A 14,986-nucleotide genomic window follows, 5' to 3' on the forward strand; every position below is an offset into this window, starting at 1 on the left:
TATCGTGCTATCGGGCGGCAGGTGATTTGATGCGACTCGGGCCATCGATCGCATAACGTGTGCGGTCTTCATAAAGCATGCGTTTCCTAACTTCATGTTGGCAGCGGTCGAGTCACCGGGCGCTAGCGATCGGGCATGTGCCCGCGCGCCGGTCCAATGACTGATATTCACTTAAGGAATCGAGATCGTGAACATTGCAGTTGAGCAAGACAAAAATATTGGTGGACACGCCGAGGACTCGTTTAGGGTCGTCGAGACCCAGTACGGCAAACTGCGCGGTCGTGTGAGCGATGGACTGGCGTCCTTTCTAGGCGTTCGATACGGCGCTAACACTGCGGGAGCGAATCGGTTCATGCCCCCGCAGCCGGTGACGCCCTGGACCGGCATTCGCGATGCGCTTGTGCTCGGCGATCATTGTGCGCAAAGCAACCCTGACTTTCCGGTTTGGCTCGATCCTGGCCCGGCGAGTGAGGATTGCTTGATGTTGAGCGTCTATTGCCCGGCGAGTGCCACTGAGTCATCACGATTGCCGGTCATGGTGTGGCTCCACGGCGGTGGCTATTCGTTCGGCTCAGGCCATGCGCCTGGGTACAGCTGCGGCAATATTGCCAAGGGTGGCAACGTCATTACGGTGGCGGTTAATCATCGTTTGCACGGGTTCGGCTATACCTACCTGGGCGATGATGAGCGCTACGGTACGTCAGGCAATGCAGGTCACCTGGACATCATCGAAGCGCTGAAGTGGGTGCAAGCCAACATCGAGCGCTTCGGCGGTGACGCGAGTAACGTCACCGTGTTCGGGCAATCGGGCGGGGGCGGCAAGATCACCACGCTCTGCGGCATGCCGGCTGCGCGGGGGCTGTTTCACAAGGCCATTGTTCAGAGCGGCTCGGTAATGAAAATCCGGACCGCTCGTGAAGCGTCGATGCTGACTGATGCCGTTTTCGATACCCTCCAGCTCAAGCGTGGTGACATCCAAGCGCTCCAGGCTGTGCCGACCAACACGCTTGTTCGGTGCTTCGATAAAGTCGGGGCGGAGACTAACACCAATTGCACGCCGTATCTCGCGTTTGGTCCCACGGTGGACGGGCGCGTCATGCCTGACATGGTCTGGCGCGACGACGCTCCCGATTTTGTACGCGACATTCCGTTTCTGATTGGTCTGAACTCGGATGAGGTGGCGGTGACCATTGGGTTTGACATGTATGGTTTACTGAAAGCAGATGCGGATGTCGCGAAACTGTGCGTGAAAAATCAATTGCTGTACAACTACAGCGTGGACCAACTGGTTCCCGTCGTCCGAAAGTATCGTGAATTGATGCCCCATCTTTCCGATGCAGAGATGGTTGTCCGTGTTGCATCTGATATCGGCTTTCGCAGAGGCGCTGTCATTCAGTCGGAGCTCCTCATTGCCCGTCAGGGGGCGCCGGTCTACATGTATGAATGCGCGTGGAAGACGCCGTGCTTCCGGGGGAAATGGGCCGTTCATGGGGTGGAATTGCCCTTTATCTTTGCGCTCGACGAATACGGTACGGCGTGGGACGGAGAGGATACGGATGCGCTGCGCGCTGCGGCCGATCCTGAGAACAAGCGAACCGTTGTCGGCCGTCATATGTTCGACGCGTGGGTAAGCTTTGCTCGGAGCGGAAATCCTTCGACGAAGGATTTGCCGTGGCCGACGTACGATTCCTCCTCGCGCACGACCATGGTCTTCGGACCGGAGTCGAAGCTGGTCGACGATCCTGAAAGGGAAGTTCGAGGGCTCTTGATGAGTCTGTGAGCCGGCCTCAGTATTCTCGGATCAAAACGATGCTCGTTTGCCCAGGGACCCGATTTGGTCCTTGGGCGGCGAGATGTGTCTGGAACTGTCGCCCTCGGCTTCGATGCCACGTTCTTCTCCTCAAAGACGGGAAGGTGGAAGTGGCCTGATCCAGATACATAATTCGATCGCCGCATCATCTAATCCTGCTGGCTTTCCGTCAGGCGCATCGAAGATCATCGCTATCGTGAGAGCCTTGCGCTGAGCCTCTACACAGTTTCATGTAAGCAACTCTACTGCACAACGCATCGCGCCACCTCTTTCTGCTCGGTGCAGCGATTCTGTCACAGGTTGTGGCATCTGGAGCTATCGACCCGCCTTAAAGAGACTGGCGGCGTAGGAATCTACGGAACTACTTCTCCGTACCGCAGCGTGGCGCGCATTCGTGCGGTCGAACTCGCTGCGGAAGAGCTTGGCGTGGGCGGTGTGGCTGCCGTCGGGCAACACATCGACGAAAGCGCGGGACCGCTGCATGGGTCTATTGGGCAAGAAGGGCAGCGGCCGGCGTGTGCATCCATTTTGAATGATCTATTGACCAGCAGCCACCGCGGTCATGGACATACAGCCACCGCGGTCATGGACATACGCTTGCGAAGGTTGCGGACATGCGCAGGCGACCCACGCGCCTTTCATCAAGCAGGCAAACAAGCCCGGTCTTGTTGTCATCAACGAGATAAAGATGATGGCGGCAATTCCGGCGGAGATGCAATTTACTCCCGCTGAGATGACAGGGTCGGCACTTGTGTCAACAATGCCGGGAGTCATTGCCCACCTTTCAGAGGAGATCACGGGGCGGATTCGCATTCGAGGTGTCGCAGACGCGGACGCATCGTATTTCCCAGAACGTAAGAATCTGCAGGAGGATTTGGCGGCCGCAGGTTGGCCGTCGTAGACATGTCGGGATTCGCCCGGATCGTCCTCCAAGGTTCCGGGCACATGTGTGCTTGGGCGCCTCCATGGATAGAACACTCACGGAGACGTCTCGCTGTCATTACATGTTCGGGTAATTCGGCCCGCCGCCGCCTTCCGGCGTGACCCACACGATGTTCTGCGTCGGGTCCTTGATGTCGCAGGTCTTGCAGTGCACGCAGTTCTGCGCGTTGATCACCAGCCGATCGCTGCCGTCGTCGTTCTTCACGAACTCGTACACCGCCGCCGGGCAGAAGCGAGCCTCGGGGCCCGCGTAGGTACGCAGGTTCACGTTCACCGGCACGTTCGCATCCTTCAGCGTCAGGTGCGCCGGCTGGTTCTCCTCGTGGTTCGTGTTCGAGATGAACACCGACGACAGCCGGTCGAACGTCAGCTTGCCGTCCGGCTTCGGATACTCGATCGGCGTGCATTGCGATGCCGGCTTCAGCATCTCGTGGTCCGCATGCTTGTGATGCAGCGTCCACGGCACGTTGCCGCCCATCACCTTCTGCTCGAGCCCGACCATCAGCGTGCCGAGGTACAGGCCCTTCGCCATCCACTGCTTGAAGTTGCGCGCGCGGTACAGCTCCGTGTACAGCCACGATTGCTTGAAGGCGTCCGGGTATGCGTTGAGCTCATCCGACTGACGGCCGGCCTGCACCGCATCGAACGCGGCATCGGCTGCCAGCATGCCGGTCTTGATCGCCGCATGGCTGCCCTTGATCCGCGATGCGTTCAGGAAGCCCGCGTCGTCGCCGATCAGCGCGCCGCCCGGGAACACCGTCTTCGGCAGCGACAGCAGCCCGCCCGCGGTGATCGCCCGCGCGCCGTACGACACGCGCTTGCCGCCCTCGAGGAACGCGCAGATCGACGGGTGCGTCTTGTAGCGCTGGAATTCCTCGAACGGCGACAGGTACGGGTTCGTGTAGCCGAGGCCGACGACAAAGCCGACCACGACCTGATTGTTGTCCATGTGATACAGGAACGAGCCGCCGTACGTATCGGACTTCAGCGGCCAGCCGGCGGTGTGGATCACGAGGCCCGGCTTGTGCTTCGCGGGATCGATTTCCCACAGCTCCTTGATGCCGATCCCGTACGCTTGCGGATCGGCGTTCGCGTCGAGCTTGAACTTCGCGATCAGCTGGCGGCCCAGATGACCGCGGCAGCCTTCGGCGAACAGCGTGTACTTCGCGTGCAGTTCCATGCCGAGCTGGAAGTTCTCGGTCGGCTCGCCGTCCTTGCCCACGCCCATGTTGCCGGTGGCGACGCCCTTCACCGAGCCGTCGTCGTTGTACAGAATCTCGGCAGCCGGGAAGCCCGGGAAGATCTCCACGCCCAGCGCTTCGGCTTGCTGGCCGAGCCAGCGCGTGACGTTGCCCAGCGAGATCACGTAGTTGCCGTGGTTCTGGAAGTTGGCGGGCAGCGCCCAGTTGGGCGTTGTGACCGCGCTCTTCTCGGACAGGAACAGGAAGCGGTCTTCCGTCACCTCGACATCGATCGGTGCACCGCGTTCCTTCCAGTCGGGGAACAGTTCGTTGATCGCGCGCGGATCCATCACCGCGCCCGACAGGATGTGCGCGCCGATCTCGGAACCTTTCTCGAGCACGCACACGCCGATCTCGGTGCCTTTCTCGGCGGCCAGTTGCTTGAGCCGGATCGCCGCAGACAGCCCGGCCGGGCCGCCGCCGACGATCACGACGTCGTATTCCATCGATTCGCGTTCTTGGGTCAGGATTTCGGCGTCAACTGCCATAAATCGACAACTCCGTTAATGAGTAAGGTTTCCAGAAGGGCAACTCGCTGCACGAGGTGTGCGTGCGACCATACCCTCTGGGCAGACTTTTTCTCTTTAATGCAATGCCTTGACCAGTTCAGGTACTACCTCGAACAAATCGCCAACCAGACCATAATCGGCGACGCTGAAAATAGGTGCATCAGCATCCTTGTTGATCGCAACAATAACGTGGGAGTCTTTCATGCCCGCGAGATGTTGAATCGCCCCGGAGATGCCGACTGCAATGTACAGGCGAGGTGCAACAATTTTCCCAGTTTGCCCGACCTGATAGATATTTGAGGCATAGCCAGCGTCGACCGCTGCGCGTGATGCACCGACTGCTGCGTTCAGTGTGTCGGCGAGCGGCGTAAGCACGGACTCAAAGTTTTCCTTGGCAGCGAGTCCGCGGCCTCCGGCCACAACTACGGTGGCGGTTGTGAGTTCTGGCCGCTCAAGCTTGGCCATTTCCCGCGAGACGAACTGAATGCGCTCAGCCGCAGCAGCGGGAGAAATCGACTCGACTGCAGCTTTCCCGCCGTCGTCCGATGCTGCATCGAACGCCGTAGATCGAACCGTGATCACCTTGATTGGATCAAACGACTGCACTGTTGCGATCGCATTGCCAGCATAGATGGGGCGCTGGAACGTGTCAGCCGAATCGACGGCAGTAATGTCGCTAATTTGTGCAACATCGAGCTTTGCTGCGATGCGCGGCAAAACGTTCTTTCCGTAGGCGGTTGCGGGCGCAAGGACATGAGTGTAATTCGTCGCGATGTTGAGTACCGTTGCCTCAACGTTTTCGGCCAAGCCATCCGCTAAGTGCGGTGCGTCCGCCAGAAGCACTTTGCTGATGCCCGCGATCTTTGCGGCTGCGTTTGCTGCGGCATGTGCGTTGTGACCTGCCACCAACAAATGGATGTCACCACCAATCTTTTGCGCTGCCCCAATCGTATTCAGGGTCGCCGCCTTGATTGAGGCGCTGTCGTGTTCCGCAATTACCAGAATCGTCATTTCATCAATCTCCGCATTCTCTCAAAGCACTTTGGCTTCAGTCTTGAGCTTTGCCACCAGTGTGGCGACGTCCGGGACTTTTTCACCAGCTGCGCGCTTCGCCGGCTCAGAGACTCGGAGTGTTTTAAGGCGAGGCTTGACGTCCACACGTAATTCGTCTGGCGTCGTTACTGCGAGAGGTTTTTTCTTCGCTTTCATGATATTCGGCAGCGTGACGTAGCGTGGCTCATTCAAGCGAAGATCCGTCGTCACGACGGCCGGAAGCGTTAGGGCGAGTGTTTCGGCACCTCCATCGACCTCGCGAGAGACAGTTGCTTTTCCATCGGCGATGACGATTTTTGAGGCGAATGTTGCCTGCGGCATGCTGGCAAGCGCCGCGAGCATCTGACCAGTCTGATTGGAGTCGTCATCAATCGCTTGTTTGCCAACAATGACGAGACCAGGCTTTTCTTCTTCAACAAGGGAATGCAGGAGCTTCGCGACGGCGAGCGGTTGAAGTTCGTGCTGAGTTTCCACGAGAATGGCGCGATCGGCTCCCATGGCTAATGCGGTGCGTAGTGTCTCTTGACATTGAGCGACGCCGCACGAGACGACGATAACTTCGCTTGCCGCCCCAGATTCCTGCAGGCGTACCGCCTCTTCCACTGCAATCTCATCAAAGGGATTCATCGACATCTTGGCTGTTGCAATGTCAACCCCTGTATTGTCAGACTTGACTCTAACCGAGACGTTATAGTCGACCACGCGTTTAACTGCTACCAGTACCTTCATCTTGACCTCCGATGCATCGATGATTTGGGGGGACCCGATGTCCACGTTTCGTTATCAGCGGTGGGCAGTTGTTCGCCCAAGATACGGCTGGTCCTGGCTCTCACGACGTCCGGTTGCCGAGTACCCCTCGGTTGCCTGAAGGCCTCGGAAGCCCGAAACCCTTGTGCCACGCTGGACGTGGGTTCGTTGACGGCGCTCGAAAAACTGCTGATAATAAAAAACTGACCGCCTAGTATATATCGCGAAAATTGCGATACGCAAGGACAGCGTTCGGGCTCGCCGATTTGGTCGAGAGCTGTTGTTCGGCTGCTCGAGCGGCGGACCCGTTGTCTTGCGAGAATCGCGAGAGTTTTGATCGTTGGTGGGACCTGAATTTTTTTGACATCGCGGCAGGATGGTGCATACTGACCGAGAGGTCAAATTATTATATCTATGGGTCGTATTTTTGTGCGTGAACGTCCCGTGCGCGATAGTGGTGCTGGTGCTGGTGCAGGTGCTGGTGCTGGTGCTGGTGCTGGTGCGGGCGCGTAGGGGATATCCCTAGTGTGTAAAGGCGAAACTGAGGCGGGAGCCTGCTGGCCGACGAAAGTGTGATTGGTCGGCCTATTCGGATGGAGAGACAAATGCATATTGTAGTAACACTAAAGCAGGTCCATGACCCCAGCACTCCGGCAGAGCGTCTGGTACTTGGGCCTGACGGGAAGTCACTTGCGAATCCGGCTGGCGTAAGCGACGTGGCCAACGGTTACGACGTCAACGCCGTTGAAGAAGCGCTCAAGATTCGTGAGGCGATCGGCGGCTCAGTCACCGTACTGGGTGTCGGGAGCGAGGCGCTTAAGGCTCATCTCCGCCGTGCAATCGCGATGGGCGCCGACAAAGCGATTCATGTTGAAGGGGCGGGCGGCATCGACTCTGATCCTGCCGTGGTTGCGACGTTGCTCTGGGCGGCAATTCGGACGCTTCAACCGGTGGACCTCGTTTTGTGCGGCCGGCAATCATCTGACACCGATAATGGACAGGTCCTGTTTCGTCTCGCGGAGCAGCTCGGCCTGAGCGCAGTGTCGCCTGTCAAGCGACTGGTTGAAGTAACGGCAGCGGGAGTTCATGTTGAGCGGTTGACCGATGACGGCGTCCAGCGCGTTCGATCGGCTTTGCCGACTTTGCTGGGTATTTCGAATGAGGCCAACAAGCCCCGCTCGCCATCGCTAAAAGGGGTCATGAGCTCGAAGAAAGCGGAGATTCCAACACTTAAGCCCGCTGATCTGGGTGTTGAATTGCCTGCGCCGAGCATGGTGCTGCGTCGAATCTATTTTCCAGAGGTCGGCGCAGTGCACGCGGAAATTGTTTCGGCGGGGGATGGCGCGGCAGCGGGCAGGGCTCTCGCAGATCGATTGCACGAAGAAGGAGTGATCTGATGGCTGGCGTTCTTTTTTTTGGTTCCGCTGCGAATGGGGTACTGCTCGCGGGCACGCAAGAGGTTGTCGCGGCGGCGCGACAACTCTCGCAGGTTCTCGATACATCGGTGGCGGGGGCAATTGTTGGCAGCGGAATTGAGAAGGTTGCGACTCAACTAAGCGCGATGGCTGGTTCGGACATTTATTGTGTGGATGACGTACGACTGACGCCTTATCTTAGCGATGCGTACGTCGCCTCGGCTAAAGCCATCATCGATGCGGTGTCGCCGGACTTTGTTCTGTTCCAGCAGTCCTCCGAAACCAACGAGTGGGTTCCTAGATTGGCCGCGCGACTGGATGCTGCTCTCGTTACATCGTGCACTGCCATTGCAGTTGACAAGGGCGAAATCGTAGCGACGAAGTCGGTAAGCGGTGGAGCGGCAAGGGCGGAGTACCTATTTAACCGTCCGTTGCGCATGGCGATACTTGCTCCAGGTGGCTATGAGCCGATTGAGCAGTCAGGTGTTGCGGGCGCCATTCACAGGATCGACGCGCCGGAAATCAATACTCTGGCTGAGGTTCTAGAGGAGATTGCTGACCCCATTGGGGTCGGTCCGCAACTGAAGACTGCGCGGGTTGTTGTTTCGGGCGGCCTTGGCATTGGCAGCAAGGAAAACTGGAAGTTGATTGACGACGCGGCAGCTGCATTGGGTGCTGGAGTAGGTGGCAGCCGAGCCGTAGTGGAACTTGGCTGGATTCCACCTTCCAAGCAAGTTGGTTTCAGCGGCGTAAAAATTCGCCCGGATGTCTACTTCGCCGTCGGAATTTCTGGCGCAGTGCATCACCTGGCTGGCATTTCGGGGGTCAAGACTGTTGTCGCGATCAATAACGATCCGGATGCGAATATCTACCGAGTGGCCCGTTTCGGTGTCGTCGGGGATGTGAAGGACGTTTTGCCTGCGTTCGTGGAACGAGTAAAAGAACTGCGTTCGGAAAATTTGTAAGTGTGACTATGGAAACGACATCTAAGCGCGTGATTGTTATTGGTGGCGGCACAGCGGGTTGCGCGGCGGCTCTTGAAGCCGCCAGCGCAGGGATGCAGGTGACGCTCGTCGATGAGCATCCTCAAGAGGTATCGGCTATGAGCCTCGATGCACCGTATTTCTACGGTGCGCGGCTTCCGTCAGTTCTGGCCGATCAGGGGCTAATTGCAGAGCGGGTTTTGGGTTCTAACGAACCTCTGATGCTGTGTCTCGAGGGCGGAGTCGACGTCATCACCGGGACCGCAGTTTGGGGAAGCTTTCGGCCGAGCAGAAACAACACTTATCAGAAGGTAAATCAGATTGGCGTTGCGGATGCCGAGCGCAGTTCGTTGCTCGATTACGATTATCTGATTGTTGCGCCGGGAACTCGTGACCTCATCCTGTCGTTCCCGGGCTGGAACTTGCCGGGCGTTCTCGGCGCCAATGGAGCAAGCGCTCTGCTGTCGCGTTACGAAGCACTTGGCGGCGGGAAGATTGTGATTCTCGGCAGTGGCAACCTTGGCCTGCGAACAGCGCAGTTGGCGCTCTCGAAGGGGGTATCCGTCGCGGCTATTGTTGAGGTCATGCCTGACGTACAAGGCGACCCCCAATTGGCTGAGAACCTCAAGAACGCAGGCGTCGCGTTTCATCTCTCGACGGCCGTCCGCCGCGCAATCGGTGAAACCGAGGTCAATGGAGTTGAACTCGTTCGTGTAGACGAAATGCGTCAACCCATCGATGGAAGCGCGATCGAGATTCCGTGCGACACCATTTGTATGGCATTTGGAGCGATTCCGAACATCGAATTCGCCTCGGTCACCGGCTGTAAGACCGAATTTCGACGCGAGTTCGGAGGGTGGGTGCCTGTTGTAAGTGCCAACATGCAAACGAGTGTTCCGAACGTGTTCGTAGTGGGCGACGGCGCAGGATTGACGGAAACTATGTTGCTTGATCAGGCCGAGGCAGAAGCACAGGGGCGGCGAGCAGCACGCTACATCGCGGCGAACGTGGGTAGTGGCGACGCATTGCCGGTCGATGCAGAGCGGCGCATCGAGTGTCAGGGAACGGCTGCCAACTATCCGCCGACCGAGTGGCTGGACGCATTTGTGCGTGTCCAGGGGCTGGATGTTATGGTGTGTCAATGCGAGGAAGTATCACGTCAGGAATTGTTGAATGTGAGTCCTCCGGGTTACCTGAAAGCACAAAATCGGGTGCCGTGTGGTGGTCTCGAAGGCCTTTCGGAGATCGGTCAGTCTAGCCAAGATCTGGTGAAGCGGCTGACCCGCGTCGGGATGGGACATTGCCAAGGAAAGCGCTGCCGCGATCAGTCTTCCATGCTGCTTGCGAACGCGGCCGGAAAGGCCCTTGAAGAAATCACCCCAGGGTCTTATCGCTGTCCGTTACGCCCCATTCCTCTGCAAATCATCGCTGACTATGACGAGACTGAAGAGATGCGCGCCGGTTGGCTGTACTGGCCTGCTCCGCCGTCCGATCACCAATGATATGAACCGAGTCTGGTTGGTCGATGCAGCAACGATCGAGGCGAATGAATATGCAGAGGAGTCTCATGGAAACCGCTGATGTAGCTGTTGTAGGTGCTGGAGTTGTAGGGCTTTCGACTGCATACTGGCTCGCGAAAGCCGGGGCGAAAGTCGTTGTATTGGACAAGGGTAAAGCTGCTTGGGAGGCGTCGGGCCGTGCCAGTGGGTATTTGAGCCTTCGCGGCGAAACGCCCATCGAAGCGCGAGTTGCCGCGGAAGCGGAGCGGATTTGGAATACCTTGGATGACGAACTCGGGTACGTGACTGAGTGGTGCCCGAACGGTCGTCTGTGGGCTGCATTTCCGTATGAATGGGAAGATATGCAGGCCACATATGCTGCATTCTCCAAGACTGACTTTCCTTTCCGCCTGGTCGATGGAAAGGAAGCGCGGGAACTGCTGCCCTATTTGAGCGAATCGGTCGTTGGCGGGATCCATACGACTCATGGTGGGCATGCCAATCCGCAACGCACGGCTCAGGCGTTTGCTTGGGCAGGACGTGATCGCGGTGTGACGATTCTGGAGAATTCGCCCGTATTGTCGATCATGACGTCCGGCGGTGCAATTTCGGGGATAAAAACGCCGAGCGGAGAAATCTCAACCCCGCGTATCGTCAACTGCGCTGGCCCGCAGGCAGGTTTGATTGCGGAGATGGTCGGCGGATATGTACCTGTCGCTGCAGCCAGACTTGAAGCGATGGTCTCGGCACCGTTGCCCCCTATGTTCACTTTCGCAATGATTGGGAACGGCGTATCGGTTCGCCAGACTCATCGTGGAAACCTGCATTTCAACGGTGGACCACACGAGTGGATCGATGTTGATCTGACATCGGAGCCCGAGAAGCCGACGACGCCGATCCTCCGGAATGCAGCTAGAAGAGTAGCGGAGCTGCTACCCTCGGCAGCAAATGTCCCGCTGCTGCGCTGCTGGGGGGGTGTGATCGACCTCACGCCCGACCATTCCATCGTCCTTGATAAGGTGGACGGACCGGAAGGCATGTTCGTGGCAGTAACATCTGGTCATGGCTTTGGTCTGTCGCCTGCTATCGGAAAGGCAATGGCGGAGCTGACGTTGACTGGAGAGAGCAGCATTCCAATCAAGGAACTTGGTTTGTCGCGATTCGCAGGATTGCCGAAGGATTGGCGTAAGCAATATAAATGGGACGCGGGGAACTACAATACCTGATAGCAATGTACATGGCGGCCAAGCATCGAGTCTTGGCCGTTTTCGTTTTGCGCCGGGTAGGTTTAGCCGACAGATGTTGCAACTATCCAGGGTGCAAAGCTCGCATCAATGTTGTCCTGCTTTGGCAGGCGCACGTTCCTTGCAACCCATGTGCATCGGTTAGAAGTGTCGAGTTGGAGGGGCGTTCGAGCACGCCCCTAACAACGACGGTCCGGTCTGTATAATCGGCAACGGAGTCAGGGGTTGCCTCCGCTACGCAGACCGGTCAACCTCGCTTGATCGTGGGCTGGTAGCCGAAGCTCGCCACCTTCCGATTTCATCCAACCGTCTTCCGCGCAGAGATCCACCCGCCTATGTTAAGAGATGCAGCTCGACTCCGCAGGCCACCGGAAGAGGTCGCTACGCGTTCTTCAGAGCAGCACGCGGTACCGTGGCACTCGGCGATGTTCTCACCCATAAGCGGTTTGTCAGGAGCCGCAAGCATCGTTGCGCGGCTGCGAACTGCAATTGATTTGGGTTTCTTGGAAGACGGGGAGCTATTGCCGAAGGAAGCCGCACTGGCGGGCCAGTTGCGAGTTAGTGCTTTTTCGTTGCGTGAGGCCTTGGCGGAATTGCGGGCCGAGGGATTAGTTGAGACGCGTCCAGGCCGAGGCGGGGGGACGGTGGTGCGTCGACGCTCGACCGCCGTGCATCAGAATGCCCTCCGCTTACTCTGCAACATGTCCTCAGTTTCGCTGAGAGACCTTGCAGATTGGCGCGGTATGTTGCTTTCGGAGTGTGCAGGATTGGCGGCGCGTCGATCGTCGAGCGCAAATCGCCGCCGTCTACTCGACTATGCCAGGAGCATTAACAGCGGCCAAACGCTGAGCGATGCAAGCAGGGCGCACGCTAGATTTGACGTCGAGCTTGCGTCTGCCGCGCAGTCGGTCCGCTTGAGCGCGGCACTCCTGGAAATTTACGAGAAGTACACTTGGCTGTTCGGACTTGCTCACGAAGATGGCGCATATAGAGCCGAGGCCCAGCGGACGCTGCAGCGGATAACGGAAGCACTGGAAGCGCGCGACGAACAGGAGGCGACTTCGCTAGCGAGAGGTCACGCGTCCCAAACGTTTGACTATCTTGTTCGTCTTCGCCTGCAGGCTATTGCGGAGCAAGCGGTTTAGAAAATGGCCACGAAAATCTCTGATTTGAAAGACACGTTCGTTGGCATAGCCGGCCAAATCGGCTTGGTGCTCGACGAAACATTTGTCCAGTTGGAGGCGCTCGCCGAAGGTTATCGCGAGGATCTTATGCCGTTGCTAGATGCGTCTGGAGCGATCGGGACAACGGATCTTCAGCATGGTAAGCAGCGAATGGTCCGTGCGCTTGGTAGCTCACACCCGATCGTCTCCAGCATGGGAGTCGTCATTGACGTCGGCGTGATCGAGGGTCTACCCCATTGGGTCGAATGTATCGAACGCGACGTGGAGGGAGCGATCTATACGACGAAAAACGGGGTCGTTCCTTGGCGCGGCGCGTTTTACGACTATCTCAATGCGGACTGGGTGAGCCTGCCTCGAGAGGGGCGTCGTCGAGTTGCTGTAGGGCCGTATGTAGATCTTGATCGTTATCTGTTGACGCTGGCTTGTCCAATCCGGATAAACGACCGATTTATCGGCGTGGTGGCGGGCGACTTCCTTCTCGATGACTTCGAGAGGATGCTTGCGCCGCTTTTGAGTAAAGCAGTCGTCGACTGCGGCGTATTCAACGATGAGCATCGCGTGTTAGTATCAAACAGCGCTACGTTTCCAGTCGGCGAGCTCGTATCCACGACGAGGTTGAAGCGGAAGCGGTTCCCGTGTGGCGACGTGGGTTGGTATGTCGGAACTGCATAGAGCAACGATTGGCGACCGTTGAATTCGGAAAAATATACCTAATGGCGCTTAGTTAAAGACCTGAACGGCATATATGTTTTTAGGATTGGAGTTGTAAAGTAAGCGTCGAACCCCCAACGCCAAATAGACACTACCGTATCGATATAGGCGCCGCGTGCACGCGACTGAGTCGCGACGACACGCTCCGTTTCACAACTATCCAAGAAGACCATTACAGCATCGCGGGATCGAAGAACGCGCTTGCTTGCTCGGTAGTCCTCACAGTCTCTGGTGGCCAATGTATGAACTCGGCCCCTGACGGCTTCGATACGTCGAAGCCCAATCCAACGATGCTGCGAAGGAATGCCCTGCGGCACAACGAGACCAAATTCACCCAGCAGACCACGGATCTGATTAGCCTGAGCAGTGCGAGCCTTTATGAAGCTCTGCCGTGCACGGTGCAATGAGAGTACGGTCTGCTGTTCAACGTTTTTGATCGGTACAAACCTCATTGTCGGTCGCGTCACAGCCTCGCAAATGGCTTGTGCATCGGCCGCGTCGTTTTTGTTGCTTTTAACGTAGGGCTTCACGAATTGCGGCGCCATCAGTCGAACGGTGTGGCCTAGTCCCTGAAGCTTGCGAGCCCAGTGGTGGGCACTCCCACACGCTTCCATCCCGATCAGGCAGCTCGGAAGATTTGCAAAGAATGTCATTACTTGCTCACGCCGCAACTGCTTACGCAGAACCGTCTTCCCGCGTTCGTTCGCCCCGTGTACCTGAAAGAGATTCTTGGCTAGGTCGATGCCAATTGTCGTAATCTGCATGATGACGCCCCTTCCGCTTCGAGTGGTCGATGACACTTCCACTCTGGCACATTGATGCCGTCATCGGGTGGGGGCGTCCATCCCATTGCTTACAGTCAAACAGGCCATTTGCTGGGGGGGCGCCGCGATACGGCCCGGCGTAGCCGGCAAACGCGTCAGCCTGCAGCACGCCGGCGCAGCGAGCGAGATGCCGCTGCGGATGCTCGCCGCGGCCATCAGGCGTGTAGGCGAACCAGACCGCCGGCGCTTCGTCGGAGCCACTCGGCCGATCATTGCGCACGTGGACCCACAGACGTCCTGTCTTCGTGCGGCCGTTGACGAATCACGCGGAAGCGCGCCCGTACGTATTCGAGTTGCTCAGCGATGTCTTCGCCCAGCGGCTTGAGCCGCCCACCGCAATCAGGGCAGTCAGCGGCACCCGGCAAGTGGATCCGCTCTTCACGCTCTAGGTGATCGGGCAACGGCCTGCGGCTCGCACCGTCGCGACGCGGCTGTTTCGTGAGTGGCCGCTACATCGGCGGCGCCTTCGTCGACCTGCAGGCCCTCAAGCCGCAGTTCGAGCTGCTCGATCTGGCAATCCAACTTTTCCGATTTTCGGCCGAACTGCATGCGGCGCGTTTTTCGATTGTGAGCTTCAGGTGCTCGATCTCAAGCACTCACGTTGAGAGCCGCTGTCGCAGATTTTTTCCTGTTGACCTTGAATACTGAAGAGTATAGTTTACATACCGAATGGTCTGTGTCTGCCGCGATAGCGCTGACGCAAGCAATACATGATTCCAGAGAACGTAGACGCGGATCGCCGAATCTGGGATACAACTGAAGATAGGATGCTTCAATGAAGACTGAACTTGGTGCCCAATTTGGGATTGACCTGCCGATCTACG

10 protein-coding genes and 2 pseudogenes are annotated in these 14,986 nt (G+C 57.8%); 7 read left to right on the forward strand and 5 right to left on the reverse strand.

Going from position 1 to position 14,986, the window contains the following annotated elements:
• Positions 1–187: 187 nt before the first annotated feature.
• Positions 188–1,780, forward strand: a complete 1,593-nt coding sequence (locus tag DIE06_RS36500) for a carboxylesterase/lipase family protein (protein WP_260433889.1) — start codon at positions 188–190, stop codon at positions 1,778–1,780.
• 1,030 nt (positions 1,781–2,810) lie between these two features.
• Here DIE06_RS36500 and DIE06_RS36510 read toward each other — a convergent pair.
• The 3 genes from DIE06_RS36510 to DIE06_RS36520 form a co-directional block, all read right to left on the reverse strand.
• Positions 2,811–4,481, reverse strand: a complete 1,671-nt coding sequence (locus DIE06_RS36510) for an electron transfer flavoprotein-ubiquinone oxidoreductase (protein ID WP_124665567.1) — start codon at positions 4,479–4,481, stop codon at positions 2,811–2,813.
• A gap of 96 nt (positions 4,482–4,577) precedes the next feature.
• On the reverse strand, positions 4,578–5,513 hold the full coding sequence (locus tag DIE06_RS36515) for an electron transfer flavoprotein subunit alpha/FixB family protein (protein WP_124665568.1): 936 nt from the start codon (positions 5,511–5,513) through the stop codon (positions 4,578–4,580).
• A 21-nt stretch (positions 5,514–5,534) separates the two neighbouring features.
• Positions 5,535–6,284, reverse strand: a complete 750-nt coding sequence (locus DIE06_RS36520) for an electron transfer flavoprotein subunit beta/FixA family protein (RefSeq protein ID WP_124665569.1) — start codon at positions 6,282–6,284, stop codon at positions 5,535–5,537.
• A gap of 623 nt (positions 6,285–6,907) precedes the next feature.
• On the opposite strand from DIE06_RS36520, the gene DIE06_RS36530 reads away from it, so the two are divergent.
• The 6 genes from DIE06_RS36530 to DIE06_RS36555 all read left to right on the forward strand — a co-directional run bounded on the left by DIE06_RS36530 (position 6,908) and on the right by DIE06_RS36555 (position 13,299).
• Positions 6,908–7,699 carry an electron transfer flavoprotein subunit beta/FixA family protein gene (locus DIE06_RS36530; RefSeq protein ID WP_124665570.1) on the forward strand — a complete coding sequence of 264 codons (792 nt, stop codon included), beginning with the start codon at positions 6,908–6,910 and terminating at the stop codon, positions 7,697–7,699.
• Positions 7,699–8,682: an electron transfer flavoprotein subunit alpha/FixB family protein gene (locus DIE06_RS36535; RefSeq protein WP_124665571.1), complete on the forward strand. Its 984-nt coding sequence runs from the start codon at positions 7,699–7,701 to the stop codon at positions 8,680–8,682. Before DIE06_RS36530 ends, DIE06_RS36535 begins: the two co-directional genes overlap by 1 nt.
• Positions 8,683–8,690: 8 nt before the next feature.
• Entirely contained in the window at positions 8,691–10,202 is a 1,512-nt protein-coding gene (locus DIE06_RS36540; protein ID WP_124665572.1) for an FAD-dependent oxidoreductase, read from the forward strand.
• A 65-nt stretch (positions 10,203–10,267) separates the two neighbouring features.
• Positions 10,268–11,425, forward strand: a complete 1,158-nt coding sequence (locus tag DIE06_RS36545; RefSeq protein ID WP_124665573.1) for an FAD-binding oxidoreductase — start codon at positions 10,268–10,270, stop codon at positions 11,423–11,425.
• Between the two features lie 443 nt (positions 11,426–11,868).
• Positions 11,869–12,588, forward strand: coding sequence for a FadR/GntR family transcriptional regulator (locus DIE06_RS36550; protein ID WP_260433890.1), 720 nt, complete (start codon positions 11,869–11,871; stop codon positions 12,586–12,588).
• Positions 12,589–12,591: 3 nt separating this feature from the next.
• Positions 12,592–13,299 (forward strand): cache domain-containing protein, encoded by a 708-nt coding sequence (locus DIE06_RS36555; protein WP_124665575.1) that lies wholly within the window; start codon positions 12,592–12,594, stop codon positions 13,297–13,299.
• A 341-nt stretch (positions 13,300–13,640) separates the two neighbouring features.
• On the opposite strand, the pseudogene DIE06_RS36565 reads toward DIE06_RS36555, so the two are convergent.
• Together DIE06_RS36565 and DIE06_RS36570 are read right to left on the reverse strand one after the other, a co-directional pair.
• Positions 13,641–14,102, reverse strand: a pseudogene (locus DIE06_RS36565) (IS110 family transposase); the annotation flags it as partial.
• Positions 14,103–14,229: 127 nt separating this feature from the next.
• A pseudogene (locus DIE06_RS36570) lies at positions 14,230–14,755 on the reverse strand (transposase); the annotation flags it as partial.
• Positions 14,756–14,986: the final 231 nt, after the last annotated feature.

The organism is Burkholderia sp. Bp8998, from assembly GCF_003854235.1.
In the GTDB taxonomy this organism is placed as follows: domain Bacteria; phylum Pseudomonadota; class Gammaproteobacteria; order Burkholderiales; family Burkholderiaceae; genus Burkholderia.